This is a genomic window from Amycolatopsis sp. NPDC059021 (assembly GCF_042739895.1).
Classification (GTDB): domain Bacteria; phylum Actinomycetota; class Actinomycetes; order Mycobacteriales; family Pseudonocardiaceae; genus Amycolatopsis.
The window spans coordinates 151,931-176,683 of sequence record NZ_JBHYIQ010000002.1 but is presented as its reverse complement, the minus strand read 5'-3'; the positions used below and the strand labels follow the sequence as shown (position 1 = coordinate 176,683).

Sequence of the window (24,753 nt, the reverse complement as noted above, 5' to 3'; positions counted from 1 at the left end):
CTCGACAGTAGCACGCGCCACGGCCCGGGTCACGGCTCCGCCGCCGGGTATGGTGATCCGCATGCCCGAGGTGAACTCCCAGCCGCGCCGGACGCGCTCCGGCAACCGTCGCGACGAGGCCGCGCGTCAGGCTGTGCTGCATGCTGCGGACGATCTGCTCGTCGAGAACGGCTTCGGCGGGTTGACCGTCGAGTCGATCGCGCGCCGCGCCGGCGTCGCCAAGCAGACGATCTACCGCTGGTGGCCCTCGAAGGTCGAGATCCTCCTCGACACGCTCATCGAGGACAGCGAAAAGCGGTTTCCCGTCCCGGCGGACAAGCCCACCGCGGAAAGCATCCGCGGCTACCTGCGCGGCTACGCGCGATTCCTCACCCGCGACCCCGCGGGCAAGGTCCTGCTCGCGCTCATCGCCGAGGCACAGCACAATCCCGAGACGGCCAAAAGCTTCCACGAGCGTTATCTCGGCCCGCGCCGTGACCGGGAACGCGATCTGCTCGCGCGCGCGGCCGACGCCGGCGAGATCTCGCCCGAACTCGGTCTCGACGCCGCGCTCGACGCGCTGGTCGGCCCGATCGTCTACTGTGCACTGACCGGGTCGGCCATCCCGCGTGCCCTGGTGAGCACCCTGGTCGAGAACCTGCTCAAGCCCCGGGCAGCCTGACGATCCGGGTCAGACCATCCTGATGTCGTCGAGGCGCCACCGGCCGTCCTGCTTGAGCACCGTCAGCTGCATCCGGTTGCGTTCGACGCGGGGCTGGGGGCTGTTGGTGTTGGTGATCGTCTGATCGACGGCGAGCAGCAGCACCGCGCGGCCGGTGCTCGCGTCCACGACGCCGGACTGCACGAGCTTGCTCTGCGACACCGCCTTGTACTGGGTCAGCACCCCGGTCAGGTTGCTCGTGATCGTCTGGTACTGCTGGGAAAACCCGGGCGTCGAGTTCGCGGCGACGGTCTTGAAGTTCTGGTCGATCTTCGTGTAGTCGTAGGTCGTCAGGTCGAGCGCGAACCTCCCGGCGGCCGTGGTCGCGTCGGCTCGCGCCGACTCGAGTTCCTGGTGCCGGTACCACTGCCAGCCGGTGACCGCGGTGGCCGCCACGAGCAGGACGATGACCACACCGAGCACTATCCTTTTCGGACTCAATGCCGCGCGTAGCCGCTTGCGCCGGGACGGTTTGTGGTCGGATTCCTCTTGCACCACAGGAGCATCCGGCTCTGCTTCTTCGGGTACGGCGTCCTCCGGCTTCGCTGCGTCGGACACGACGTCGGCAGGTTCGCGTGGCTTCGGTGACGGAACAGGGCGGGGCGGCGTCTTCGTGCCCGCCACGGTCACGCGGCGTTTGACGGTCTTCGTCGGACTCTTCATCAGTGCGCTCCTTGCAGATACAGCGAGGGCCAGGAAGCCGTGCCGGGCGGCGGTTCCCGCGGCGGACTCCCGGGAGCGGTCACCGGCGCGGGCGTTTCGGAAGGCCGGGGTGCGTTCGCGGCGCCACGGACGCCGAGGCCGCCGGTCTGCCCGCCGGTGCAGTGGAAGTCGAGCGCGGGATCGCGTGGTGTGGTGTCGGTCGGGGGGCGTCGTTCGGCGGGGTAGTAGCAGATCCCGCCCTGCGCCAGCACGAGCGTCATCGCGGCGTGATCGCCCCGGCCCGCCTTGGCGAGGTCGCCGAGTCCCTTCGGGACGTCGGTGAGCATGCCTTCCAGCGCGGGCGCGCGCACCGCGATCACGTCCGAAGCGGACACCAGGTTCGCCAGCAGCACCGGCAGTCCCGGCGCATTGGCCTGCACCAGCGGGATGACCTGCTCGACCAGCCCGGGTGCCTTGTCGAGCAGCGGAGCGGCCTGCGGTTCGAGGTCGCGCAGCTCCCGCGTCATCCGGCTCAGCGAGTCGACCAGTTTCGGCAACCGCGCGGAGGTTCCCTCGCCGAGGAAGTCCTTGGCGTCGCCCAGCAACGTCGTGACAGACGGCCGCATGCGGTTCAGCGCCTCGACGATCTCGCTGCCCTTGCTCGTCAGGTTCTCCAGCTGCGGCGCGGTGCCGTCGAGCCCGGCCGACAGCTCGTCGGCGATCGTGGACACGTCGTCGAGGTCGACACTGTCGGTGACCTTCATGAGGTTCACCAGCACGGTCTGCAGCGGCACCGGCGCCGCGGTCTGTCCGGAGTGGATGGTCGAGCCGTCGGCGAGATAGGGCGGGGTCTCGGTGCCGGGGCGCAGATCGAGGTGTTTGAGCGCGACGGCGGTGTCCTGCGCGATGACGACCTCGGTGCTCGCCGGGATCTTCAACGCCCCGTCGATGCTGAGGACCGCGTCGACACCCTGTCCGTCGGCGCGCAGCCGCACCGCGTCGACGGACCCGGCACGCACACCGTGATAGGTGACCGGTGCGCCGGGGGAGATGCCGCCCGCGTCGGGGAGTTCGACGGTCACGTGCGTGGCGGCGCGGAACTCGGCGGGACCGACGGCGGTGACGGCGAGGTAGATCGTGCAGAAGGCGCCGATCGCCACGAACACCAGCAACTGCACCAGGGGAAGGCGACGGCTGAAGCGCGTCCTCATCGCGTTCCTCCCAGCAGCAGTTGCCCGAGGCCGCCGGGCAGCGGGACGACCGGGGCGCCGCCCGGCGCAGCCGCGCTGACGATCGGGCTGAACAGCGAGATCAGCGATTTCGGCACGTCGAAGGTGACGTTCAGGTCGAGGTAGTCGCCGGGGATCGCCTTGCCCGCCAGGGCCGTCACGGATTTCAGCGTGCCCAGCGTGTCGCCGAGACTGCCGCTGAACCCGCTGAGCCGGTCGAGGATCGGGCCGAGGTCGCGGGCGATGCCGCCGAGCGTGTCCTTGGTCCGCCCGAGGGTTTCGTCGGCGGACTTCGCGAGCGGGGGCAGGCTCGCCAGCATCGCGGTCAGCGAGTCCTGCTGGCTCCGCAGCAGGTTCACCGCCGGTGTGATGCGCGCGAACGCGGTGTCCAGAAGTTCCTTGTTGTCCGAAGCGACCTTGCTGAGCCGGTTCAGCGAGTCGAGCGTGCGCTTGAAGTCCTCGGTGCGATTGTCCAAAGTGGTCAGAATCGTGGTGGACCTGGCCAGCAGGTCGCGGATCTTGTCCTCGCGCCCGCCGAGGATCGTGTTCAGCTCGGTGATGATCGTGCGTGCCTGGTCGAACCCGCTGTTGTTCAGCACGGCGCCGAGCACCGCGAGGGTGTTCTCGATGTCCGGCCCGCGCGCGGTGTCGGCGGCCGGGATGACGGCGCCCGCGGCCAGGACGTCCGGCCCCGGTTTCGGCGGCGGCTGGAGGTCGACGTACTGATCGCCCAGCGCGGTGCTCAGCTTCAGCTCGGCGCGGGTGCCCTTCGGCAGCCGGACGTCGTCACGCAGCCGCAGTACCACGTGGGCCTGGAAGTTCTCCGACCTCGCGGACACGACCCGGCCGACCGCCGTCGGCCCGAGCTTCACCTGCCCGCCGATCGGCAGCCCGGAGACGTCGCCGAACACCGCGGTCAGCTCGTACGACGGGCCGTCGACGTCTCGCCCCACGTCGAGGTTCTGCAGGCTGACCCCGCAGCCCGCCAGCAGCATCGCGGTCAGCGCGAGGCCGGGCCCGGCCAGAAGGCGGCGCATCACTTGCCTCCCGGCGCGGACGCGGCCGCGGGCAGGCCGAGCGGGTCGGGTACCGAGGGCGGGAAGGCGATCGGGTTGATCAGCCCGGCGCCCGAGCACAGCGGGATCGGGAACTTCTCGCACAGCTGCCGTCCCGCCGCGAACTGGCTGAGATTGGTCGACACGTCCAGCCGGACGCGCAGCCGGTCGTCGGGCGAGATCGCCTTGCTCAGGTTCTGGCCCGCCAACGGCAGCGTGTCGAGGATTTCCGCCAGTTCTCCCTGCCGTTTCGCGATGTCCCCGGCGACGGTCCCGAGCTGGGAGACGTCCTTGGTGAGCGTGGTTCCGTGCTCCTTCAGCAGTTTCGCGACGTCGTCGAGCACCACCGACAGGTTCTGGATCGTGCCGGTGATGGTGCCTTGTTGTTTCCCGAACTCGTCGGCGGCGAGGCGCACCGAGCCGGTCACCCGGTCCACCGTGGCCTTGTTCTTGTCCAAAGTGGAGACCAGCGTGCCGAGCGTGGTCAGCAGGGCCTCGACGTCGGGGAGCTGTCCGGCGAGGAACCCGCTGGCCTGGCTCACCCCGGTGACGGCGTCGCGGAAGTCCTTGCCGTGCCCGCTCAGCAGCTTCGCCGCCGAGTCCAGCAGTTCGCCGATCGGCGCGCCGGTTTTCCCGTCCCCCGGCGCGAACGTGGCGAGCAGCCGGTTCAGCGAGTTCATCAGGTCGTCCCATTTCACCGGCGCGTGGCTGCGCCCGAGCGGGATGACCCCGCCGTCGGGGAGCGTGTCGCCACCGGTGTAGGCCGGGGTCAGCTCGACGTACTGGTCGCTGATCACGGCGGGCGAGAAGACCCACGCCTGTGCCGCCGCGGGCACCTTCGTCCCGGCGGGCAGGGAGAGGGTGACGCGCACCCCGGTGCCGTGCGGGTCGACGGCGGTCACCTCGCCGACCGGCACGCCGAGGATGGCGGTCTTGCTGCCGGGATGGATGCCCTCGGCTTGGGCGAATTCGGCGACCACGGTGGTCTTCGGCTCGGGCCGCAGGTACAGGATCGCCCCGGCCACCAGCAAAGCGGCGACGCAGAGTAGAGCCACTAGACGGGCGATCATCGGCATCCCTTCACCAGTCCGGCCAGGCACAGCAGGTTGTCCGGGAGCGGGCCCGCCGGGCCGGTGACGTCGAGCCACGGCCCGTTGCCGCTCGCGTTGGCGAGGTATCGCCCGGTGGGGGCGAGCATCGCGACGACGCGGTCGAGTTCGCCCCGGTGCGCGGTCAGTCCACTCACGACGGTGTCGAGCCGTTGCAGCATCGGGCCGATCAGCGGCCGGTTGGTGTCCACAATGGACCTGATGCGGGCGGCGATGTCCGCCACCTCGGCGATGAGTGTGTTCAGGGTGTTCTTGCGCTGCGCGAGCGCGCTGGTGACCAGATCGGTGTCGCCGAGCAGTTTGACGAGGCTGTCCTGCTGGCTCACCAGGTTCCCGGTCACCTGCTGGGCACCCTTGAGCAGTGCCTGGAGTTGTTCGCGGTACTTGTCGAACACGGCGGTCGCGGTCCCGACGCCTTGCAGTGCCTGTGCCGCGAGCTTCGCGTCCGGGGCGTTGTCCTGCAACGTGGTGATCATCCGCCGCAGCCCGGCGAGGTCGAGCTGCTGGGTCGTGCTCGCCGCGCTGCGGCCGAGATCGTCGAGCGAGTACGGCACCGACGTCCTGGCGAGCGGGATCGTGCCGCCGCTCGCGAGCCGTCCGCCGCCGCCGGGATGGACGTCGAGGTAGCGCTTGCCGAGGATGGTTTGGATCTTGACCCCGGCGGTGGTGGCATCGCCGAGCGGCTGGCCGCCGTCGAGCCGGAAGCTCACGCGGACCCGGTCACCGGCGAGGGCGATCGTGCGGACCCGTCCGGCCGGGACCCCGGCGACGAAGACCTGGTCGTCGGGCCGGAGCCCGGCGGCGTTGGCGAGTTCGGCGGTGTAGTCGGTGGTACGGGTGTAGAACACGACCTGCGGCAGGCCGATCGCGAGCGCGGCCAGCAGCGCGAGTACGAGCGTCCCGGCCAGCGCGAGCTTGAGCGGGTCGCGTTCGCGGAACGGCCGCCTCATCGGCACACCTCCGAATGCGGGCCGGCACCAAGGTCGGCCGTGAGCCCGCCGATCTTGATGCCGAGAGTGCAGAAGTAGACGTTCGTCCAGCTGCCGTAGCTGTGCATGGCGTCGACCCTGCCGAGCAGGTTCGGCAGGTCCTTCAGCGCTTCGGTGATCGGTTTTTCGTTCCGCACCAAGCCGTGTGCGACCTCGTTCAGTGCCGCGAGGTCGTGGTTCACCGACGGCTGGACCTGCCGCACGAGGTCCGCGACGGTCCCAGCGAGCCGCGTTCCGCTGTCGAGGGCGTCCATGATGAGCTGCCGGTTCCCGGCGAGCCCGTCGGCCAGGACACCGAGCCCGGCGATGAGGTCCTTGAAGTCCTGACCGTGCCCGATCACGCTGTCCAGCACCGGCCGGAGATGCGTCAGCACCTCGCCGATCAGCTTGTCCTGCCCGGAAAACGTCGTGGTCAGTGAGACCACTTTGGACAGCAGCGCGTTGATCGTCGGGCCCTCGCCCTGGAACACCGCGACGATCTCCTTCGCCAGCTGGTTGACGTCTTCCGGGCGCAACACGTCGAAGATCGGCTTGAACCCGTTGAACAGCACAGTGAGGTCGAGCGCGGGTTTGGTGCGGGACAACGGGATCGTCGCTCCCGGCGCGAGCGGGCCGACGGCACCGCCGCCCGGCGAGAGGGCGACGTAACGCGCGCCGAGAAGGTCGGCGTAACGGATCACCGCCGTGGTGTCCGCGGGAAGTTTCTGATCGTCGGTCACCTCGAACGACACCGAAGCCGTGCCGTCGCGCAGGCTGACGGCGTTCACCTTGCCGACGCGGACACCGGCGACACGCACCTCGCTGCCGGGCTTGACGCCGAGCGCGTCGGTGAACACCGCGGTGAATCCGGTCGTGGGCCTGCCGAACGGCCGGTGCAGCGTGTTGGCCACGAGCGCGGTGCACAGCAGGCAAAGCGCGGCGAACACGCCGAACTTGACCAGTGTCGGGAACAGCGCGCGGAACGTCCTCACGGCAGCTTCACCTCGCTGCCCCGCAGGATCGGGCCCGCCAGCAGGGAAAGCACGCCCTGACGGACGCTCTGGCGCAGATCGGGCAGCGACGGCGCGCCGGGGAGACGGCTCGCGAACTGCTCGAGCGCGGCGGCTTCCTGCTCGCTGCCGACCGGTCCGGACGTGCCCCCGAACGTCGGCGGTTCGGGCGGGGGAGCGGGCTTCGGGGCGGCGACGCAGTTCGGGCCGGTGAGCGAGCCGTAGCGCGGGCAGTCGGCGCCGGTGTAGGGGGCGTTCCGGTCGAGGGTGACGTCGAGGTTCACCGGCAGCCGCCCGGTGCGCAGGGTGCCCTGCAGCCCGTTCAGCAGTGTGCCGAAGCTGTCGTAGAGGCCGCTGAGGCCGCTCGCGTTGTCCGCCGTGATGTCGAGGATCTGCCCGCTGTTGCCGACGAGGTGGATGAGCCGGTCCTTGTTGTCGCCGAGGATTTGCCTGGCCTGACCGGACAGCGTCAGCCCGCCGCTGAGCAGCGCTTCGAGCTGACCGCGCCGGTTCACCAGGTCCTGGCTCAGCGCGGTGGCGTCCTTGAGCGCTTGCACGCCCTGGGGCGCGACGGCGGTGAGCTGGCCCGAGAGGTCGGCGAGGAAGCCGAGGGTGTCGCCGAAGGTCGTCAGCAGTGCCGGCGCGCTGTCGGTGAGGTCGTGGACCTGGTCGATCATCCGGCCGAGCCGCTCGCCGCGGCCGGACAGCGCCTTGCTCACCGCGGACAGCGCGGCGTCGATCTTGGCGGGCCGGACCTTGGTCAGGACGTCGAAAAGACGTTTGTAGGCCGTGTAGAGCTCGATGGTCTCACCGGACGTGTCCGCGGGGATCGGCGCGGACGCGTCCAGCCGGGTACCGGTCGGGTGCGCGGGCGGGACGAGGTCGACGTACTGGTCGCCGAACAGCGTCCGCGGCAGTACCCGGCTGCGGACCCCGGCGGGGATGCTCGCCAGCTGGTCCGGTGCCAGGCGCAGGCCGAGCCGCGTGCGCCGCGCGTCGCTGTGCACGGATTCGACGGTGCCGACCACGACCCCGCGATACTCCACAGTGGACCGTTCGGTGACGCCGACGCTCTGCGGCGGGATGTCGGAGGTCAGCTCCGGGTCGCCGCTCAGCGCGCCGCTGCCATACGCGACGACCGTGACGATCAGCGCGACACTCGCGGCGAACGCCAGGATTCCCCGCAGTACCAACGTGGTGTGGTGGCTCATCGCGCCACCCCCATGCCCGGCAGCTCCGGATAGACACCCCACAGCGCGAACGTCACCAGGATGTCCGCGATCATGATCAGCACGATGCTGGTGCGCAGCGCCCGCCCCGCCGCCTTGCCGACGCCTTCCGGCCCGCCGGTGGCGGTGTAGCCGTAGTAGCAGTGCACCATCGTCACGATCATCGCCAGGACAAGGGCTTTGACCAGCGAGAGCACGATGTCCTGCGGCGGCAGCACGAGGTGGAAGTAGTAGTCGTAGGTCCCGCCGGACTGGCCGTTCGCGGTCACCACGATGAGCCGGGTCGCCACGTACGAGCCGAACAGCCCGACCAGGTAGAGCGGGATGACCGCGAAGAACGCGGCGATCATCCGCGTCGTCACCAGGAACCGCAGCGACCGGATGGACATCGCGTCGAGCGCGTCGATCTCCTCGGCGATCCGCATCGCGCCGAGCTGCGCGGTGAACCCGGTGCCGACCTTGGCCGCCAGGGCGATCCCGGCCACCACCGGGGCCAGCTCGCGGGTGTTCACCAGTCCCGACATCGCCCCGGACAGCGGCGAAAGCCCGACGAGATCGAGGCCGCGGAAGCCTTCCAGCCCGATCTGGGACCCGGTCACGAAGCTCATCGCGAAGACGACGCCGATGCTCCCGCCGCCGGCGAGCAGGGTGGCCGAGCCGAAACTGATCTGCGCGATCAGCCGCAGGATGTGCCGCCAGTGCTTCACCAGCGCGTACGGGATGTCGGCGACGACCCGGAGATAGAAGGTGAACTGGGCCCCGGCCTCGGCGAAGCCGCGCATGCTCCGGCGCAGCCGGGGGCGGAGGCGCTGGGTGAGCGAGCCGATGACGGGGACGGCCATCAGAAACCTCCGTCCGGCGGCACGGCGAGCGCGTACAGCTCGCCGAGCCCGACGTTCGCGAAGAACACGAGCAGGAACGCCAGCACGACGGCTTCGTTGACCGCGTTGCCGACGCCGTCGGGGCCGCCCTTCGCGGTGATGCCCTTGAAGCAGGCGACGGACGCGGCGAGCAACGCGAACACCGCCGACTTGAGCTGCGAGACCAGGAAGTCCGACAGGTGGGCGAAATCGGTGAGGGTGCCGAGGAAACTCCCGGCGGGTACACCCTGGACCACGACCTGGAACAGGAAGCTCGCGGTGATCCCGACGGCCATCACGAGGCTGTCCATCAGCATCGTGACGACCACCGCCGCGACGATCCGCGGCAGCACCAGCCGCTCCAGCACGGACAGGCCCATGACCTCCAGCGCGTCGGTCTCCTCGCGGATGGTGCGGGCGCCGAGGTCCGCGCACATCGCCGACCCGCCGACGCCGGCGATCATCAGCGCGCAGACCAGGGGAGCGGCCTGGCCGACGACGAGCAGGCCGACGACCGCGCCGCTGTAGCTCTGCGCGCCGATCTGCCCGGTCAGCGCGCCGACCTGGGCGGCGACCACCACCCCGAACGGGATCATCACCAGGATCGCCGGGACCGCGGTGACCCCGGCCAGGAACCACATCTGCTCCAGCGCCTCGCGCCAGGCGAACCGGCGCCGGGCGAGGGTCCGCCAGCCCGCGACCGCCGTGTCGGCGGCGAATCCGAACAGCACCCCGACCTCGGCCACCGATCCCGATCGCCCGCGTCCGGCTGCCGTCATGAGGCCCCCTTGCCTTCGGTCAGCTACCTACTGTGCAGTAAGAACGAGCGTTACGCAACGCTGGTTACGCAACATTCGTTACGTAAGTAGACTGCGGGGGTGGCACGCAGGACCCGAGACCCCGAATGCCGCCACCGGCTCACCGCCGGGGCGTGGCGGCTGGTCGCCCGGCACGGCGTCGAAGCGACGACCGTGCGCGCGATCGCGGCCGAGGCCGGTGTTTCGACCGGCTCGGTCACCCATTACTTCGAGGACAAGGCCGAGCTGATGTCCTCGGTCCTGCGCTACAACAACAAGCTGGCCACCGAGCAGGTGCTGGCCGCGGTGGGGGACGCGACCGGGCTGGAGGCGGTGCGCCGCGGCGTCGAAGCGCTGCTCCCGCTCGACGAGGCGAGGCTCCGGACGTGGACGGTCTGGCTCGCCTTCTGGGGTGACCGCGCCGCCCACGAGCTGACCGCGAAGGAGGGCGGCGGGGCCGGATACGGCGCGCTGACCGGATGGCTGACCCGGGTCTTCACCGACGCCGTCGCCGCCGGTGAACTGCCGTCCACTGTGGACCCGCGGCACGAGACCGACCGGATACTGGTGCTGCTCGGCGGCCTCGGCCTGCTCACCGGCGGATCACCCGCGCTGCTCGGCCAGGTCGCGCGGCTTTCCCGGCGGATGCTGGCCGACCATCTGGCGCAGTTGTCGCCCGCTTACGCGGCCGGGTGACCCCCGATGCCGACCTCGGGGGGCGGCGTTGCCCGGAATGTGCGTAAAGTCGGGATCATGTCAGGGGATGAACGGCTGCTGATCCAGGACGCCGAGCGGGGACTCACCGCGGCCGAGGTGGCCGAGCGGGTCGCGCAGGGGCGGACCAACGACGTTCCGGCACGGGCCAGCCGCAGCACGTGGGACGTGATCCGGTCCAACGTGTTCACCCGGATCAACGCGATCTTCGCGGTGCTCGCGGTGATCATCTTCTCGACCGGGTACCTGCTGGACGGCCTGTTCGCCGGGCTGATCGTGGCCAACAGCGTCATCGGCATCATCCAGGAACTCCGCGCGAAGCGCACCTTGGACAAGCTCGCCATCGTCGGCCAGGTCCGGCCGCGGGTGCGCCGCGACGGGAAGACCGCCGAGGTGGCGCCGGACCAGGTCGTCGCCGACGACGTCATCGAGATCGGCCCCGGCGACCAGATCGTGGTGGACGGCGAGGTCCTCGAGGCCGAGGCGATGGAGGTCGACGAATCGCTGCTCACCGGCGAATCCGACCTGATCGTGAAGAACCCGGGCGACCCGGTGATGTCCGGCAGCTTCGTGGTGGCGGGCAGCGGGGCGTACCGCGCCACGAAGGTCGGCAAGGAGGCGTACGCGGCGAAGCTGGCCGAAGAGGCCGGGCGCTTCACGCTGGTGAACTCCGAGCTGCGCAACGGCATCAACACGATCCTGAAGGTCATCACCTACCTGCTGGTCCCGGCGGGCGCGCTGTCGATCTACAACCAGCTCTCCGGCGACCAGGCGCTGCCGGACGCGTTGCGGGGCATGGTCGCGGCGCTCGTCCCGATGGTGCCCGAGGGGCTGATCCTGCTCACCTCGATCGCCTTCGCGGTCGGCGTCGTCCGGCTGGGCAGGCGGCAGTGCCTGGTCAACGAGCTGCCCGCGATCGAGGGTCTGGCCAGGGTCGACGTCGTGTGCGCGGACAAGACCGGCACGCTGACCGAGAACGCCATGCGGCTGACCGAGGTGCGGCCGCTGGGTGACGGCGGTACCGACCCCGGCGTCGTGCTCGCCGCGCTCGCGGCGGCCGACACCCGTCCGAACGCCAGCCTGCAGGCCATCGCGGAGGCCTACCCGGACAATCCCGGCTGGCAGCACACGGCCGTCGCGCCGTTCTCCTCGGCGCGGAAGTGGAGCGGAGCGAGCTTCGGCGAGCACGGCAACTGGGTGCTCGGCGCGCCCGACGTCCTGCTGCCCGCGGACGCGGCGGAGCGGGCCGAGGCGGAGGAGACCGGCGCCCAGGGCCTGCGTGTCCTGCTGCTGGCGCGTGCCGGGCAGCCGGTCGACGCCGAGAACGCGCCCGGCTCGGTCACGCCCGTCGCGCTGGTGGTGCTGGAACAGAAGATCCGTGGTGACGCCAGGGAGACCTTGGACTACTTCGCCGCCCAGGGCGTGGCGGTGAAGGTGATCTCCGGCGACAACGCCGTGTCGGTCGGCGCGGTCGCCCGCTCGCTGGACCTGCCCGGCGCCGACGCCCCGGTCGACGCCCGGACCTTGCCGGACGATCCCGAAAAACTGGCCGACATCGTCGAGCAGGGCGCGGTCTTCGGCCGCGTGACGCCGGCCCAGAAACGGGCCATGGTCAAGGCGCTGCAGTCGCGCGGGCACACCGTCGCGATGACCGGTGACGGCGTCAACGACGTCCTCGCGCTGAAGGACTCCGACATCGGCGTGGCGATGGGCGCGGGCAGCCCGGCCACCCGGTCGGTGGGCCAGATCGTCCTGCTGGACAACGCCTTCGCCACGCTCCCGCACGTCGTGGGGGAGGGCAGGCGGGTGATCGGCAACATCGAGCGCGTCGCCAACCTGTTCCTCACCAAGACCGTCTACTCGGTGCTGCTCGCCCTGATGGTCGGGATCCCCGGCCTGATCGGCTTCGACGCGCTGCCGTACCCGTTCCTGCCCCGCCACGTCACCATCGTCGGCTGGTTCACCATCGGCCTGCCCGCGTTCGTGCTGTCGCTGGCGCCCAACAACGACCGCGCCCGCGGCGGCTTCGTCGGCCGGGTGATGCGGATGGCCGTGCCGGCCGGGGTCGTGATCGCGGTGTCCTCGTTCGTGTCCTATCTCCTCGTGCACCCCGGAGCTAATGCGGGGGAGACCGCCCAGGTCCAGGCCAGCACGACCGCGCTGATCACGTTGATGGCCATCGCGCTGTGGGTGCTGGCGATCATCGCGCGGCCCTACACCTGGTGGCGGCTCGGCCTGATCGTCGCGATGATCGGGATCTCCGCGCTGATGTTCCTGCTGCCGCTGAGCCGGAAGATCTTCATGCTGGACCCCGGCAACGTCGGCTACACGCTGTCCGGGCTGGCCTGCGCCGCGGTGGGGATCGTGCTGGTCGAACTCGGCTGGTGGATCGACGGCTGGCTGCGTCAGGAGAAGCGGCGCCTCACGGCCTGATCGCCGCTCAGAACCTCACCAGCACGCGGCCCTCGTTGGTCGCGTCGGCTTCCACGCTGCGGTAGAGCTTCTTGAGGTGCGGCTGATTCAGCATGGCCAGCACGCGCTTCTTGAGTTTGCCCGATCCCTTGCCGGGGATGAACTCGACGACCGGCACCCGCTCCTTCGCCGCGCGGAAGATCGTGCGGCGGACCGTGGCGTCGAGGTCCCGGTCGTTGCGGAAGAACGGGTGCAGGTCGACGGTCAGCTTCTCGGGCACGGCACTCCTCGGCTCGGTTCGGGGTCCCATTGTGCAGGGCTGCCCCGGTGCCCGGCCCGAACGGAGTTTTTTGGCCATCCACGGGTGACCTGACACGCCGTCAGAACTTTACAACCGACTTCCACTTGTCAAATCCACTGTACAAAATCTATGGTGTTGTCAAAGCACGCTCGTCGAGGAGGACGCAGTGGCCGTCACAGCCGAGGACACCGGCACGATCCCCGAGGGATCGACCGGGCAGTGGAAGGACAAGAAGCGCTACCTCTGGCTCATCGGCCTGGTAGTGCCCTCGCTCGCGTTCATCGCGGTGGGGATGCGGGAACTCACCGGCTGGGGCGCGTGGTTCTGGATCGGCCCGGTGGTGATCCTGGTGGTCGTCCCGGCCATCGACCTCATCGCGGGCCTCGACCGGTCCAATCCGCCGGACGACGTCATCGAGGCGCTGGAGAACGACAAGTACTACCGCTGGATCACCTATCTCTACCTGCCGATCCAGTACGTCGGTTTCATCGGCGCGTTCTGGCTCATCGCGAAGGGTGATCTGTCCCTTGTGGACAAGATCGGGCTGGCCGTCTCGATCGGATGTGTCGGCGGCATCGGCATCAACACCGCGCACGAACTGGGGCACAAGAAGGAAAGTCACGAGCGCTGGCTGTCCAAAGTGGCCCTCGCGCAGAGTTTCTACGGCCACTTCTACATCGAGCACAATCGCGGCCACCACGTCCGCGTCGCCACGCCGGAGGACCCGGCGAGCAGCCGCGTCGGCGAGAGCTTCTACCGGTTCTGGCCGCGCACCGTGTGGGGTTCGCTCAAGAGCGCCTGGAACATCGAGAAGAAGCGCTACGCGCGCCGCGACCAGCACCCGTTCCGGATCGGCAACGACGTGCTCAACGCGTGGCTGATGTCGGCGGCCCTGTGGGCGGCGATGGTCATCGCCTTCGGCGCCGGCATCCTGCCGTTCCTGATCATCCAGGCCGTGGTCGGCTTCTCGCTGCTGGAAGTCGTGAACTACATGGAGCACTACGGGATGCTGCGGCAGCGCACCGGCCCGGACGGCAAGGGCCGCTACGAGCGCGTCGATCCCAGCCACAGCTGGAACTCCAACAACATCGCGACCAACGTGCTGCTGTATCACCTGCAGCGGCACAGCGACCACCACGCGAACCCCACCCGCCGCTACCAGACCCTGCGCGACTTCGAGGAGTCCCCGGTGCTGCCCACCGGGTACGCCGGGATGATCGTGCTCGCCCTGGTGCCGCCGGTGTGGCGCCGGGTGATGGACCGCCGCGTGCTCACGCATTTCGACGGCGACATCTCCCGGGCGAACATCCAGCCCGGCAAGCGCGGCAAGGTGCTGGCGAGGTATCCGGTGGTGGCGTCATGAGCGAAGCTTGCGAGCGAATCGAAGACATCATGCGCCAAAAGGGATTCAACACTGTCTCGCGGAGCGAGGCGATCGCATGAGCCGGTTCGTCTGCCCCGGCTGCGAGTACGTCTACGACGAAGCCGCCGGTGATCCGCGTGAGGGTTTCCCGCCCGGTACCGCGTGGGACGAGGTCCCCGACGACTGGTGCTGCCCGGACTGCGGGGTGCGGGAAAAGGTCGATTTCGCAGCAGCCGAGCAGGAATCAAGGAGTCGCTGACATGAACATCGTGGTGGATCGGACCAGGTGCGAGGGCCTCGGCATGTGCGAGGCGATGGCGCACGAGTTCTTCGAGGTCACCGACGACGGCACGATGGTCGTCCTCGACGAGAATCCGGGCGAGGAACACCGCCGGGAGCTGGCCGCCGCCGTCGACGCGTGCCCGGTGCTCGCGTTGACGTTGAAGGGCTGACGCCATGGAACGCCTCGTGGTCGTCGGCGCCTCGCTCGCGGGGCTTCGCGCGGTCGAGAGCGCGCGGCGCGGCGGATACACCGGCTCGATCACGCTGATCGGAGCCGAGGAACATCTGCCCTACGACCGGCCGCCGTTGTCGAAAGCCTTCCTCGGCAAGGGGCACGACGGCGTCGTGACGCCGTTCCGGTCGGCGGACGAACTCCGGGACGACTGGGACGTCCGGTTGTGCCTCGGCGCTCCCGCGGAGGCGCTCGACACCGCCGAGCGCGAGGTGGTCGTCGACGGTCGTCCCGTGCCGTACGACGCGGCGGTGATCGCGACCGGCGCCACCCCGCGCGCTTTCCCCGCGGGACAAGGGATCGCGGGGGTGCACCAGCTGCGTACCGTCGAGGATGCGCTGGCGATCCGGGCCGCGCTGGACGCCGGTGCCCGCACCGTGGTGATCGGGGCCGGGTTCATCGGGTCGGAGGTGGCGTCGGCGGCACGCAAGCGCGGCCTGCCGGTCACCGTCGTGGAGGCGCTGGAACTGCCGCTCGTCCGGTCGGTCGGCCGCGAGGCCGGCGAGGTCTGCGCCGCGCTGCATCGCGAGAACGGGACCGATCTGCGGCTCGGCACGCGGGTCACGGGCATCGCTTCGCACGCCGGCCGGGTCATCGGCGTCGTACTGGACGACGGTGACGAGATCGCCGCCGATCTGGTCGTCGTGGGCATCGGGGTGGCGCCCGCGACGAGCTGGCTGCGGGGGAGCGGGCTGGTCCTGCACGCCCTGGACGGCGGAGTGGTCTGCGGCTCGACGCTTTCCACGAACGTGCCGGGTGTCTACGCGGCGGGCGACGTGGCCCATGCGGCCAGCCCCCTCTTCGACGGCGACCTGATGCGGCTCGAGCACTGGACGAACGCCGCCGAGCAGGGAGCGGCGGCGGCGCGCCACGCGCTCGACCCGGCGTCGGCCGTCCCGCTGGAGCCGGTGCCCTACTTCTGGTCGGACTGGTACGGCCACCGGCTCCAGTTCGTCGGCACCCCGCGTGCCGACGAGGTCCGCGTGACTTCCCGCGCGGTCGAGGGATTCACCGCGCTGTACCGGCGAGGTGACCGGCTGGTGGGCGCGCTGACCGTGGACCGGCCCCGCGAGATCATGAAGTACCGGCGGCGCGTCGCCGAGCGCGGCGAGTGGGAGGAGGCTCTCACCTTCGCCGCCCTGGGGCGGAAGATTGGCTAGCATCGCGGATATGACAGTCGCGCCGCCGTCCTCGCGGGAGAAGGAGCTGACGCTGCGAAGCCGGATCGTCGGTGCCGCGGCCAGAGCCACCGTCGAGACCGGCTGGTCCTCGGTGACGATGGGCAAACTCGCCGAACTGGTCGGGGTCAGCAGGCAGACCGTCTACAACGAGATCGGCGGGAAACAGCAGCTCGCCGAGGCGATCGTGCTGGCGGAGCTGCAGAACTTCCTGGCGGCGGTGGACGCCGCGTTCGAGGCCTATCCCGGCGATCTGGTGAACGCGGTGCGGCGCGCCTGCCACAACGTCCTCGTCCTGGCCACGAAAACCCCGCTGCTGCACGCGATCGTGAGTGCTTCGCACGGCGCGGGCCACGATCTCCTGCCGCTGCTGACCACCCAGTCGCGGACCCTGATCGAAACCGCGAAAACCGTGCTGCGCGAACATGTCGAGGCGACGGCGCCCGCGCTGCCCGCCCGCGAGCTGGACGTCGCCATCGACACCGTCGTGCGGACCGTGCTGAGCCACATCATGCAGCCCAGCGCGAGCCCGGACCGCACCGCCGACGACATCGCCCTGCTCGTCGAACGTTTCCTCGCCGGGGTCGCCTCGTAATCCGGCTTCAGCCGAACAGCGGGGCGATCTCGGTGACGACGTCGTCGAGCGGGACGCTGCTGCGTTCCGCCCGGCACAGGATCACCGCGCCCTCGATCGCGGCGACCGCGAGGGTGGCGAGCCGCTGTGCGCGGTCGGCGGGGATGCCGCCGCCGACGAGCAGGTCGCGGAGTTTTTCGTGCCAGCGCGCGAAAATCTCCCGGACCAGTTCCGCCGCTTCGGGCAGGTCTTCGCGGTTGTCGACGGCGAGCGCGACGATCGGGCAGCCCGCCCGGTAGTCGCTGTCCACCAGGGACCGCTTCCAGAACGCGACGAACCCGTCGAGCACCGCGCGGGGATCGCCGTCGGCGACCGCCTGGTCGATCAGCCCGCCGATGAACTCGCCCGCCTGCCCGACCGCGCTGGTGATCAGCTCGTTCCGGCCGCCGGGGAAGTGGTGGTACACCGAGCCGCGGGGCGCGCCGCTGTGCGCGAGGACGGCGTCGATGCTCACGCCCGAGGCGCCCCGCTCGCGCAGCAACGCGATCGCGCTGTCGAGCATGCGCTGACGGCTTTGCCCTGGCCTTCGCCCCAACTCCGTCTCCCGTTCCGTGTAGCGGACCCGCTTGACTCAGCATTATGACAGAGTCCATAGTTACTCGACAGTAGCCCGTACGCCGCCTCAGGAGGCCGTCATGCCGCTGATCGACATCACCGTTCCCGCCGGCGCCCTCGGCGACGCCGCGGCCAAGTCCCTGCCGGACGAGCTCGCGACGATCCTGCTGCGCTGGGAAGGCGCGCCGGACACCGAGTTCTTCCGCGAGATCACCTGGGTCTACCTGCACGAGATCCCCGAGGGCGGGCTCGCCGTCGGCGGACGTCCCGGTGGCGCGCCGCGCTACCGCGTCGACATCACCGTGCCCGAAGGAGCGTTGTCGCAGCGGCGCAAGGACGGTCTCGTCGCCGACGTCCACGCCGCCGTCACCGCGGCCGCCGGGCTCGACCCCGCCCAGGCGCTGCACGTGTGGACGCTGATCCGCGAGGTCCCGGAAGGCAACTGGGGCGCGGCGGGCCAGACGATCCGCTTCGCCGACCTGAAGAAGGCGTCCGAGGCCGAGCGCGAGCGGACCGCGGCGTCCTGAACCGGGAGCGGGAGTCATGACCGACCAGTGGCGCAAGTCCGCGTGCATCCTCTGCGAGTGCAACTGCGGCATCGAAATCAAGCTCGACGGCCGCCGCTTCGAGCGGATCCGCGGCGACAAGGAGCATCCGGCGTCCGCCGGGTACACCTGCGAGAAGGCGTTGCGGCTGGACCACTACCAGAACGGCAGGCACCGGCTGACCTCCCCGCTTCGCCGTCGTGAGGACGGGACGTACGAGGAAGTCGACTGGGACACCGCGCTCCGCGAAATCGCGGAACGGCTTTCGGCCGTGCGTGACGCCCACGGCGGCGACAAGATCTTCTTCTACGGCGGGGGCGGCCAGGGTAACCACCTCGGCGGCGTCTACAACCGGGCGCTGCAGGCCGCGCTGGGCGCCAGGTACTTCTCGAACGCCTTGGCGCAGGAGAAGACCGGCGAGATGTGGGTCGACGGCAAGCTCTACGGCGGGCACACCAAGGGCGACTTCGAGCATGCCGAGGTCGTGGTGTTCGTCGGGAAGAATCCCTGGCAGTCGCACAGTTTCCCGCGGGCACGGCCCACCCTGCGCGAGATCGCGAAGGACCCCGGCCGGACGATGATCGTGCTCGACCCGCGGCGCAGCGAGACCGCCGCGATGGCCGACATCCACCTGCAGGTCAAACCCGGCACCGACGCGTGGTGTCTTGCCGCGCTGCTCGGCGTGCTCGTCCAGGAAGGCTTGCTGGACAACGACTTCCTGGCCGAGCACACCACCGGCGCCGAATCCGTGGTGGCCGCGCTGGGCGAGGTCCCGGTCGCGGTGTACGCGCGGCGCTGCGGTGTTCCCGAGGATCTGATCAGGACGGCGGCGCGGCGCATCGGGACCGCGTCGAGCGCCACCACCTACGAGGATCTCGGTGTGCAGCAGGCGCCGAACAGCACCTTGGTGTCCTATCTGAACAAGCTGATCTGGATCCTCACCGGCAACTTCGGCAGGCCCGGCACGATGTTCCTGCACTCGAGCTTCGCGGCGATCGCGGGCGCCGGGACGGGCGGCAGCGGGAAGAGCGTGCGCGGCAAACGGACGCCGGTGACCGGCGCGCGCATCATTTCCGGTCTGGTGCCGTGCAATTCCATCGCGGAGGAGATCCTCACCGATCACCCCGATCGCTTCCGTGCCATGTGGATCGAGAGCACGAACCCGGCGCACTCGCTCGCCGATTCGCGTACTTTCCGCCGGGCGCTGGACGCGCTCGACCTGGTCGTGGTCGTCGACGTCGCGTTCACCGAAACGGCCCGTCACGCCGATTACGTGCTGCCCGCGTCCAGCCAGTTCGAGAAGTGGGAAGCCACGTTCTTCAACGTCGAATTCCCGCACAACACCTTCCAGCTGCGTCCGCCCGCGCTCGATCCGCTGCCCGGCACGATGGCGGAGCCGGAGATCTACGCCCGTGTGCTGCGGCATCTCGACGTCGTCGATCCCGGGGTACTCGCGAAGCTGACCACGGCGGCCCATGCGGGACGCGCGGAGTTCGCGGCCGCGTTCTTCACCGCGGCGGGAGCGGATCCCGCGCTCATGGGCCTCGCGCCATTCGTGCTGTACGAGACGCTGGGCGCGGCCCTGCCCGACGGTCAGCGGGGGACCGCCGCGGTGTGGGGCCTGGCCCAGCTGTGCGCGATGACCAACCCCGAAGCGGTGCGCCGCGCCGGATTCGCCGACGGCAACGAACTGTTCGACGCCATCGTGTCGACGCCGTCGGGGGTGACGTTCACCGTCGACGAGTGGGAGGACGTGTGGACCTACGTGCGCCGTCCCGACCGGCGGTTCACCGTCGAGATCCCCGAACTGCTCGGCAAGCTCGGCGAACTGCGGGACACCGAACCCGGCTGGGTCAGCGAGGAGTTCCCGTTCGTGCTGTCGGCGGGGGAGCGGCGTTCCTTCACCGCCAACACGATCTACCGCGATCCGACCTGGCGGCGCCGGGACGCGGCGGGCGCGCTCCGCGTCAGCCCGGACGACGCGGCGCGGCTCGGCCTCACGGCCGGTGGCCCGGCGCGCGTGGTGACCGAACGCGGCGTGGCCGAGGTCGTCGTCGAGATCACCGACATGATGCAGCCCGGCCACGTCTCGCTGCCCAACGGCCTCGGCGTCGACCACCCCGAACACGGGATCGCCGGCGTGGCACCGAACGAGCTGACCTCGCTCGGGCTGCGGGACTGGCTGGCGGGCACGCCGTGGCACAAGTACGTTCCCGCCCGCGTGGAGGCCGTCGCGCCGTAGCGTGGGCTGAAGGGGACTTTCCTCGCATCGCATGCGACGAAAGTCCCCTTCAGCTCGCCGGACGAGACGAAGGTCCCCTTCAGCCCGCGCCGGGGCCGGGTCAGACGCCGGGCCACGATCCGGCCGGAGCGATCCCGCCGTCCGGGTCGATCGGCCAGGTGTCGTCGTTGAGGAGCCGCTTGAGCACCTTGCCCGTCGCGTTGCGCGGCAGCTCCGGGACGAAGTAGACGTCGCGCGGCACCGCGAACCGGGCCAGCCGCTGGTGGATGTAGGCGCGGATGTCCTCGGCGTGCAGCCGCGCGTTGCGCCGGGGCACGATGTAGGCCGCGAGCCGCTGGCCGTACTCGTTGTCCGGCACCCCGACCACCGCGACCTCGTAGACCCCGGGCAGCGCCATCAGCGCCTCTTCGACCGGCCGGGGGAAGACGTTCTCGCCGCCGGAGACGATCATCTCGTCGGCCCGGCCGGTGACGAACAGCCTGCCGTCGGCGTCGACGTAGCCGACGTCGCCGGTGGCCATCAGGTCGTGGGCCCTGGGCAGGCTTCCGCCGTCGGTGTAGCCGTCGAACAGCATCTCGTTGCCGACGAAGATCTGGCCCTCCCCGCCGGGCGGGACGGGACGGCGGTCCTCGTCGAGGATCGCGACCCGCGTGCCGGGCGGGCAGCGCCCCGCGGTCGTCGGCGCGGCACGCAGGTCGGCGGGGTCGGCGATGCTCGCCCAGGACACCTCGGTCGAACCGTAGAGGTTGTAGAGCACGTCGCCGAAGGTCTCGGTGAACTCGCGGACGAACGAGCCGGACATCGCCGAGCCGCTGCTCGCCACGATCCGCAGCGAGGACAGGTCGTACCGGCCGCGGATCCGGGACGGCAGGTCGAGGATCCGCTGCAGCATGATCGGCACCGCGAACAGCGCGTCGCACCGCTGTTCGGCGATGGTCCGCAGGGTCTCCTCGGCGTCGAACCGGCGCACCATCGACAGCGACGCCCGCAGCGCCATCCCGATCTGCATCGCGGCCAGCCCCCAGGTGTGGAACAGGGGCGCGGCCACCACGATCCGGTCGTTCGCGCGCAGCGGGATCCGGTCGAGCAGCGCCGCCGCCGCGCCGACGCCCTTCGGGGTCGGCCGCCGGGCCCCCTTCGGGACACCGGTGGTGCCGGAGGTGAGCACGACGATCCGGCCGGGCCGGTCCACCGGTTTGCGCCGGGTGGCCGCCGCGCCCGCGATCAGCTCGTCCACCGTCGGGTACCCCGCCTCGGCCTCCGGCCAGGTGCTGACCCGGAGGAACTCGCCGCGGACGTCCTTGATCACGTGGGCGAACTCGTCGTCGGCGAGCACCGCGGCCGGCTGGTGCGAGGCGATCACCTTCGCCACCGCGCTCGCCGACAGGCCGGTGTTGAGCAGCACGACGTCGGCGCCGAGCTTGCCGCAGGCGATGAACGACTCGACCATCGCGGCGTGGTTGCGGCACATCAGGGCGACCCGGTCGCGGGCCTTGACCCCACGGTCGGCGAGCGCGTTGGCCAGGCGGTTGCTGCGTTCCTCGGTCTGGCCGAACGTGCGGACGCAGCGTTCGTCGTGCAGCGCGGGCTCGTCCGGCCCGCGTGCCGCCGCGGCCTGGTAACCGCCCGCCACCGTGGCGCCCCACTGCGCGAGCGAGGTCAGCTGCCGGGCCACCTTGTCGGGCCGTCCCGGGGACAGGACGCCGGCCCGTACCAGCGTGCTCGCGGTTCTCAGCGTGGTGGCCTTGTTCTCCTGCGCGCGGTCCGGCGGGGCGGGACGGCCGGACAGGTGCAGGTCGATCCGCTGCGCGATTTCCTGGACGCTGCGCCGCAGCGCCGCCGAGGACATCTCGGCGCGCGGTGAGGGCAGCATCAGCCGGGCGACGAGTTCGGTGCGGCTGTCCGGGAGCGCGTGCAGTTCGACCGAGACCCAGCTCCGCTCGTCCTGTACGCCACGCCACACGACGTGCTCGCCCGAGCGGTGCACGACGGCGTGGATCTGTTCTTCGACGAGCTCGCCCCGGCGCGGCCGGAGCCGGATCAGGCAGCGCGGGCCGCGGCCGAGCGAGGCCGGTTCGACCACCTCGCACCAGCTGATCTCCGGCACGAACCGCGAGTAGCGCTCGGGCGAGCCGACCACTTCCCACACCCGCTCGGGCGGGTGCGCCAGCACGGAACTCGCCTGGACAACATCGTCACGCATCTGCACCTGCCTCACATCGCGCGCTCGGGCGTTCCCCGGCAAAAACTGACGCCTCCGCGAGCTCAGGATCTGGGGACGCTATCAGCAAACGGGGGTCACCGATACTCCGAATGATCGACTTCGACCCGTCCCGGCGACACCGACGGTGGGCCTGGGCAGCGGTTACGGCGCCGGGATGGCAGCGCTTTCCGTGTTCTCGCCGTTTTCGTCGCTGAGCGCGTTGGCCTCGTCGATCTCCGCCATGTGCTCCTCGGCCCACGCGCGGACGGCGGCGAGCGGCCCGTCGAGGGACCGGCCGAGCGGGGTGAGCCGGTAGTGCACCCGCGGCGGCACGGTCGGCTCGACGCGGCGGGCGACCAGACCGTCCCGCATCAGGCTGTGCAGGGTCGTGGACAGCATCTTCTGGGACACGCCGGGCATCCGGCGCTTGAGTTCGGCGAAGCGCACCTCGGGCGGATCGGCCTCGGCGAGGACCTTGACGGCCATCGACGTCCACTTCGTGCCGATGCGGTCCAGCAGCCGCCGGGCCGGGCAGGCCGGGTCGAACACGTCACCGCGCGCGGCCGGTCGGGAGGTCACCTCGGGCTCACCACCTGTCGGGAAAGTGCCGTCTTGGCGGAGCCAAGACGGTTACCTACGTTGATCTGGTCACCAATGGTAACCACCTTCCCGGGAGAAGTCATGACCACCACTGTCGAAGGGGTTTCCCTGCGGCGCGTCGCGACCAACGGCATCGAGACGTCCGTCGCGGTCGCCGGCACCGGCCCCGCCGTCCTGCTGCTTCACGGATTCCCGCACACCTGGCGGCTGTGGAGCGCGGTCATTCCCGTGCTGGCGCGGCACTTCCGCGTGCTCGCGCCGGATCTGCGCGGCCTCGGCGCGAGCACCCGGCCGTCCGGCGGCTACGACGCGGGCACGCTCGCCGACGACGCGGAAGGGATCCTCGACGCGCTGGGGGAGCCGTCCGCCGCCGTGGTCGGCATCGACGCGGGCACGCCGCCGGCGTTCCTGCTCGGCCTGCGCCACCCGGAGCGGGTCCGGCGGCTCGTGCTGATGGAGTCGCTGCTGGGTGCTCTGCCCGGCGCCGAAGAGTTCCTGGCGGGCGGGAAACCGTGGTGGTTCGGCTTCCACTCGGTGCCAGGGCTGGCCGAGACGGTACTGGCCGGGCACGAGGCGGAGTACATCGACTGGTTCCTCGGCGCCGGTACCCGCGGTCGGGGCGTGCCAGGGCCGATCCGCGACGCCTTCGTCAGCGCCTACACCGGATCCGACGCCCTGCGAGGTGCTTTCGCCCATTACCGCGCGATGCCCGCGAACGCGGAGCTGATCCGGGACGCCGTCCGCGGCCGGCGGCTCACCGTGCCCACGATGGCCGTCGGCGCGCATCCGGTCGGGCGGAGTCTGGAGCGGCAACTGCGGCCGATCGCCGACGACCTGGAAGGGCATCTCCTCGAGGACTGCGGGCACATCATCCCGCTCGACCGGCCCGAGGCCCTGCTCGGTCTCCTGCTCCCGTTCCTGCGCGCCTGAAGCGAAAATTGTCACGGCCGTGCGGGTCCCGGTTTCCGGTATTCACGAATGGAAGCGGCGATATCCGTATCCGGATGACAACGAATACCAGATTGTTTCGTGCTCTTGTGATGAAGAGGAAGATATCCCGTAAAAGTCACACGGCCCGGTTGTCGTGGCCATTATTTACCCACTACCGTTGCCCTCGAGCGGCCGGGCGCCCGGCCTGCCATTCATTATCCCCCAGTTCAGTATTCGTTCAACGAAGAAGGAGCTGAATGTGACAGCGACCAAAACGCGTACCCGGTTCGCCAGGGCCGGGATCGTCGCGGTGGCGGCGGCCGTCGTCACGGTGTGCGGCGCGGGCGCGGCCAGCGCCGCGGACAAGCCGCTGACCTGGAAGGGTGGCTTCCCGATCATCGGCGACCAGCAGGTGAAAACGGTCGTCCACGTGGACATCCCGGCCAAGGCGACCCCAGGGCAGCCCGTTTCGGTGCCGTTCACCCTCGACGTGGACACCGGGGACGGCGTGGGCGACGGCCTGCGTCTCGTCGGCGGGAAGAAGATCGGCGGCTCGATCGACGCCGCGGTGGCGATCAAGGTCAGCGACGGGAAGTCCATTTCCCTGAAGGTGAACCTGCCCATCCCGGACACGCAGGTTCCGCCGAGCGGCCCGATCAAGTTCACCTCTCAGGGCAAGGTCGATTTCACCGTCCCGCAGGGAACCCCGACCGGGAAGGCGACGATCTCGGTCGACCCGAAGGCCGTCACCCACGTGACGACCGACGTTTCGGACCCGTCGCTGGCGAAGTTCGACGTGAACCTCGCCCTCGACCCGCCGGACCAGGACGCGGTGCTCGGCAACACCGACGTCGGCTGACGGAAGCACACGACGGACGCTTTCCGCCCGCCCCCCACGGGAAGTGTCCTTTGTGGATTCCGCGACCGTGAAGGCCTCCTTACCGGCACTCGACGCCGGTAAGG

The 24,753-nt window shown here is 70.2% G+C and carries 24 protein-coding genes and 1 pseudogene; 12 read left to right on the top strand and 13 right to left on the bottom strand.

What is annotated here, in order from left to right; all coding sequences use genetic code 11:
- Window positions 1-61: 61 nt before the first annotated feature.
- Window positions 62-661, top strand: coding sequence for a TetR/AcrR family transcriptional regulator (locus tag ACFWX1_RS01750; RefSeq protein WP_378382890.1), 600 nt, complete (start codon window positions 62-64; stop codon window positions 659-661).
- A 9-nt stretch (window positions 662-670) separates the two neighbouring features.
- On the opposite strand, the gene ACFWX1_RS01745 is transcribed toward ACFWX1_RS01750, so the two are convergent.
- From ACFWX1_RS01745 to ACFWX1_RS01705, 9 genes are read right to left on the bottom strand one after another with little or no spacing between them, the layout of a single operon-like run.
- Window positions 671-1,363 carry a VirB8/TrbF family protein gene (locus tag ACFWX1_RS01745; protein ID WP_378382889.1) on the bottom strand — a complete coding sequence of 231 codons (693 nt, stop codon included), beginning with the start codon at window positions 1,361-1,363 and terminating at the stop codon, window positions 671-673.
- On the bottom strand, window positions 1,363-2,553 hold the full coding sequence (locus ACFWX1_RS01740; protein WP_378382888.1) for an MlaD family protein: 1,191 nt from the start codon (window positions 2,551-2,553) through the stop codon (window positions 1,363-1,365). Before ACFWX1_RS01740 ends, ACFWX1_RS01745 begins: the two co-directional genes overlap by 1 nt.
- Window positions 2,550-3,608, bottom strand: a complete 1,059-nt coding sequence (locus tag ACFWX1_RS01735) for an MCE family protein (protein ID WP_378382887.1) — start codon at window positions 3,606-3,608, stop codon at window positions 2,550-2,552. The genes ACFWX1_RS01740 and ACFWX1_RS01735 overlap by 4 nt, the downstream gene beginning before the upstream one ends.
- A complete protein-coding gene (locus tag ACFWX1_RS01730) occupies window positions 3,608-4,696 on the bottom strand; it encodes an MCE family protein (RefSeq protein WP_378382886.1) in 1,089 nt (362 codons plus the stop codon). The genes ACFWX1_RS01735 and ACFWX1_RS01730 overlap by 1 nt, the downstream gene beginning before the upstream one ends.
- Window positions 4,693-5,685: an MCE family protein gene (locus ACFWX1_RS01725; protein WP_378382885.1), complete on the bottom strand. Its 993-nt coding sequence runs from the start codon at window positions 5,683-5,685 to the stop codon at window positions 4,693-4,695. The genes ACFWX1_RS01730 and ACFWX1_RS01725 overlap by 4 nt, the downstream gene beginning before the upstream one ends.
- A complete protein-coding gene (locus tag ACFWX1_RS01720) occupies window positions 5,682-6,695 on the bottom strand; it encodes an MCE family protein (RefSeq protein ID WP_378382884.1) in 1,014 nt (337 codons plus the stop codon). The genes ACFWX1_RS01725 and ACFWX1_RS01720 overlap by 4 nt, the downstream gene beginning before the upstream one ends.
- The gene (locus ACFWX1_RS01715; RefSeq protein ID WP_378382883.1) at window positions 6,692-7,924 is read right to left on the bottom strand and encodes an MCE family protein; all 1,233 of its coding nucleotides are present in this window, start codon (window positions 7,922-7,924) and stop codon (window positions 6,692-6,694) included. The genes ACFWX1_RS01720 and ACFWX1_RS01715 overlap by 4 nt, the downstream gene beginning before the upstream one ends.
- Window positions 7,921-8,784: an MlaE family ABC transporter permease gene (locus ACFWX1_RS01710; protein ID WP_378382882.1), complete on the bottom strand. Its 864-nt coding sequence runs from the start codon at window positions 8,782-8,784 to the stop codon at window positions 7,921-7,923. The genes ACFWX1_RS01715 and ACFWX1_RS01710 overlap by 4 nt, the downstream gene beginning before the upstream one ends.
- On the bottom strand, window positions 8,784-9,581 hold the full coding sequence (locus tag ACFWX1_RS01705) for an MlaE family ABC transporter permease (protein WP_378382881.1): 798 nt from the start codon (window positions 9,579-9,581) through the stop codon (window positions 8,784-8,786). The genes ACFWX1_RS01710 and ACFWX1_RS01705 overlap by 1 nt, the downstream gene beginning before the upstream one ends.
- A gap of 99 nt (window positions 9,582-9,680) precedes the next feature.
- On the opposite strand from ACFWX1_RS01705, the gene ACFWX1_RS01700 reads away from it, so the two are divergent.
- Together ACFWX1_RS01700 and ACFWX1_RS01695 are read left to right on the top strand one after the other, a co-directional pair.
- Entirely contained in the window at window positions 9,681-10,295 is a 615-nt protein-coding gene (locus ACFWX1_RS01700) for a TetR/AcrR family transcriptional regulator (protein WP_378382880.1), read from the top strand.
- Window positions 10,296-10,352: 57 nt separating this feature from the next.
- Complete coding sequence (locus ACFWX1_RS01695) at window positions 10,353-12,746, top strand: HAD-IC family P-type ATPase (protein ID WP_378382879.1); 2,394 nt, start codon at window positions 10,353-10,355, stop codon at window positions 12,744-12,746.
- A gap of 7 nt (window positions 12,747-12,753) precedes the next feature.
- On the opposite strand, the gene ACFWX1_RS01690 is transcribed toward ACFWX1_RS01695, so the two are convergent.
- Window positions 12,754-13,005, bottom strand: coding sequence for a Smr/MutS family protein (locus ACFWX1_RS01690; protein WP_378329389.1), 252 nt, complete (start codon window positions 13,003-13,005; stop codon window positions 12,754-12,756).
- A 187-nt stretch (window positions 13,006-13,192) separates the two neighbouring features.
- On the opposite strand from ACFWX1_RS01690, the gene ACFWX1_RS01685 reads away from it, so the two are divergent.
- The 5 genes and pseudogenes from ACFWX1_RS01685 to ACFWX1_RS01665 all read left to right on the top strand — a co-directional run bounded on the left by ACFWX1_RS01685 (window position 13,193) and on the right by ACFWX1_RS01665 (window position 16,676).
- Complete coding sequence (locus ACFWX1_RS01685; RefSeq protein ID WP_378382878.1) at window positions 13,193-14,389, top strand: alkane 1-monooxygenase; 1,197 nt, start codon at window positions 13,193-13,195, stop codon at window positions 14,387-14,389.
- 88 nt (window positions 14,390-14,477) lie between these two features.
- Window positions 14,478-14,648 (top strand): annotated as a pseudogene (locus tag ACFWX1_RS01680) (rubredoxin); the annotation flags it as partial.
- Between the two features lies 1 nt (window position 14,649).
- Complete coding sequence (locus tag ACFWX1_RS01675) at window positions 14,650-14,841, top strand: ferredoxin (RefSeq protein WP_378382877.1); 192 nt, start codon at window positions 14,650-14,652, stop codon at window positions 14,839-14,841.
- A gap of 4 nt (window positions 14,842-14,845) precedes the next feature.
- A complete protein-coding gene (locus ACFWX1_RS01670) occupies window positions 14,846-16,063 on the top strand; it encodes an NAD(P)/FAD-dependent oxidoreductase (RefSeq protein ID WP_378382876.1) in 1,218 nt (405 codons plus the stop codon).
- 10 nt (window positions 16,064-16,073) lie between these two features.
- Complete coding sequence (locus ACFWX1_RS01665; RefSeq protein WP_378382875.1) at window positions 16,074-16,676, top strand: TetR family transcriptional regulator; 603 nt, start codon at window positions 16,074-16,076, stop codon at window positions 16,674-16,676.
- A 7-nt stretch (window positions 16,677-16,683) separates the two neighbouring features.
- Here ACFWX1_RS01665 and ACFWX1_RS01660 read toward each other — a convergent pair whose 3' ends face one another.
- Window positions 16,684-17,217, bottom strand: coding sequence for a TetR/AcrR family transcriptional regulator (locus ACFWX1_RS01660; RefSeq protein ID WP_378382874.1), 534 nt, complete (start codon window positions 17,215-17,217; stop codon window positions 16,684-16,686).
- Window positions 17,218-17,350: 133 nt separating this feature from the next.
- Here ACFWX1_RS01660 and ACFWX1_RS01655 point away from each other — a divergent pair, with 133 nt between their 5' ends.
- Entirely contained in the window at window positions 17,351-17,797 is a 447-nt protein-coding gene (locus ACFWX1_RS01655) for a 4-oxalocrotonate tautomerase family protein (RefSeq protein ID WP_378382873.1), read from the top strand.
- Between the two features lie 16 nt (window positions 17,798-17,813).
- Window positions 17,814-20,057 (top strand): molybdopterin-dependent oxidoreductase, encoded by a 2,244-nt coding sequence (locus ACFWX1_RS01650; RefSeq protein ID WP_378382872.1) that lies wholly within the window; start codon window positions 17,814-17,816, stop codon window positions 20,055-20,057.
- 100 nt (window positions 20,058-20,157) lie between these two features.
- Here ACFWX1_RS01650 and ACFWX1_RS01645 read toward each other — a convergent pair whose 3' ends face one another.
- Together ACFWX1_RS01645 and ACFWX1_RS01640 are read right to left on the bottom strand one after the other, a co-directional pair.
- Complete coding sequence (locus ACFWX1_RS01645) at window positions 20,158-22,260, bottom strand: AMP-binding protein (RefSeq protein WP_378382871.1); 2,103 nt, start codon at window positions 22,258-22,260, stop codon at window positions 20,158-20,160.
- Between the two features lie 162 nt (window positions 22,261-22,422).
- Window positions 22,423-22,839 carry a winged helix-turn-helix transcriptional regulator gene (locus ACFWX1_RS01640; protein WP_378382870.1) on the bottom strand — a complete coding sequence of 139 codons (417 nt, stop codon included), beginning with the start codon at window positions 22,837-22,839 and terminating at the stop codon, window positions 22,423-22,425.
- A gap of 102 nt (window positions 22,840-22,941) precedes the next feature.
- Here ACFWX1_RS01640 and ACFWX1_RS01635 point away from each other — a divergent pair, with 102 nt between their 5' ends.
- Both ACFWX1_RS01635 and ACFWX1_RS01630 read left to right on the top strand, forming a co-directional pair.
- Window positions 22,942-23,790: an alpha/beta fold hydrolase gene (locus tag ACFWX1_RS01635; protein WP_378382869.1), complete on the top strand. Its 849-nt coding sequence runs from the start codon at window positions 22,942-22,944 to the stop codon at window positions 23,788-23,790.
- 259 nt (window positions 23,791-24,049) lie between these two features.
- Window positions 24,050-24,649 carry a DUF6801 domain-containing protein gene (locus ACFWX1_RS01630; RefSeq protein WP_378382868.1) on the top strand — a complete coding sequence of 200 codons (600 nt, stop codon included), beginning with the start codon at window positions 24,050-24,052 and terminating at the stop codon, window positions 24,647-24,649.
- Window positions 24,650-24,753 lie beyond the last annotated feature (104 nt).

Coding starts and splice junctions, on each gene's coding strand:
- ACFWX1_RS01725 (WP_378382885.1), bottom strand. CDS start 5,685: ATGAGGCGGCCGTTCCGCGAACGCGACCCGCTCAAGCTCGCGCTGGCC.
- ACFWX1_RS01715 (WP_378382883.1), bottom strand. CDS start 7,924: ATGAGCCACCACACCACGTTGGTACTGCGGGGAATCCTGGCGTTCGCC.
- ACFWX1_RS01665 (WP_378382875.1), top strand. CDS start 16,074: ATGACAGTCGCGCCGCCGTCCTCGCGGGAGAAGGAGCTGACGCTGCGA.
- ACFWX1_RS01740 (WP_378382888.1), bottom strand. CDS start 2,553: ATGAGGACGCGCTTCAGCCGTCGCCTTCCCCTGGTGCAGTTGCTGGTG.
- ACFWX1_RS01635 (WP_378382869.1), top strand. CDS start 22,942: ATGACCACCACTGTCGAAGGGGTTTCCCTGCGGCGCGTCGCGACCAAC.
- ACFWX1_RS01750 (WP_378382890.1), top strand. CDS start 62: ATGCCCGAGGTGAACTCCCAGCCGCGCCGGACGCGCTCCGGCAACCGT.
- ACFWX1_RS01655 (WP_378382873.1), top strand. CDS start 17,351: ATGCCGCTGATCGACATCACCGTTCCCGCCGGCGCCCTCGGCGACGCC.
- ACFWX1_RS01670 (WP_378382876.1), top strand. CDS start 14,846: ATGGAACGCCTCGTGGTCGTCGGCGCCTCGCTCGCGGGGCTTCGCGCG.
- ACFWX1_RS01705 (WP_378382881.1), bottom strand. CDS start 9,581: ATGACGGCAGCCGGACGCGGGCGATCGGGATCGGTGGCCGAGGTCGGG.
- ACFWX1_RS01675 (WP_378382877.1), top strand. CDS start 14,650: ATGAACATCGTGGTGGATCGGACCAGGTGCGAGGGCCTCGGCATGTGC.
- ACFWX1_RS01730 (WP_378382886.1), bottom strand. CDS start 4,696: ATGATCGCCCGTCTAGTGGCTCTACTCTGCGTCGCCGCTTTGCTGGTG.
- ACFWX1_RS01745 (WP_378382889.1), bottom strand. CDS start 1,363: ATGAAGAGTCCGACGAAGACCGTCAAACGCCGCGTGACCGTGGCGGGC.
- ACFWX1_RS01735 (WP_378382887.1), bottom strand. CDS start 3,608: ATGCGCCGCCTTCTGGCCGGGCCCGGCCTCGCGCTGACCGCGATGCTG.
- ACFWX1_RS01710 (WP_378382882.1), bottom strand. CDS start 8,784: ATGGCCGTCCCCGTCATCGGCTCGCTCACCCAGCGCCTCCGCCCCCGG.
- ACFWX1_RS01695 (WP_378382879.1), top strand. CDS start 10,353: ATGTCAGGGGATGAACGGCTGCTGATCCAGGACGCCGAGCGGGGACTC.
- ACFWX1_RS01660 (WP_378382874.1), bottom strand. CDS start 17,217: ATGCTCGACAGCGCGATCGCGTTGCTGCGCGAGCGGGGCGCCTCGGGC.
- ACFWX1_RS01645 (WP_378382871.1), bottom strand. CDS start 22,260: ATGCGTGACGATGTTGTCCAGGCGAGTTCCGTGCTGGCGCACCCGCCC.
- ACFWX1_RS01650 (WP_378382872.1), top strand. CDS start 17,814: ATGACCGACCAGTGGCGCAAGTCCGCGTGCATCCTCTGCGAGTGCAAC.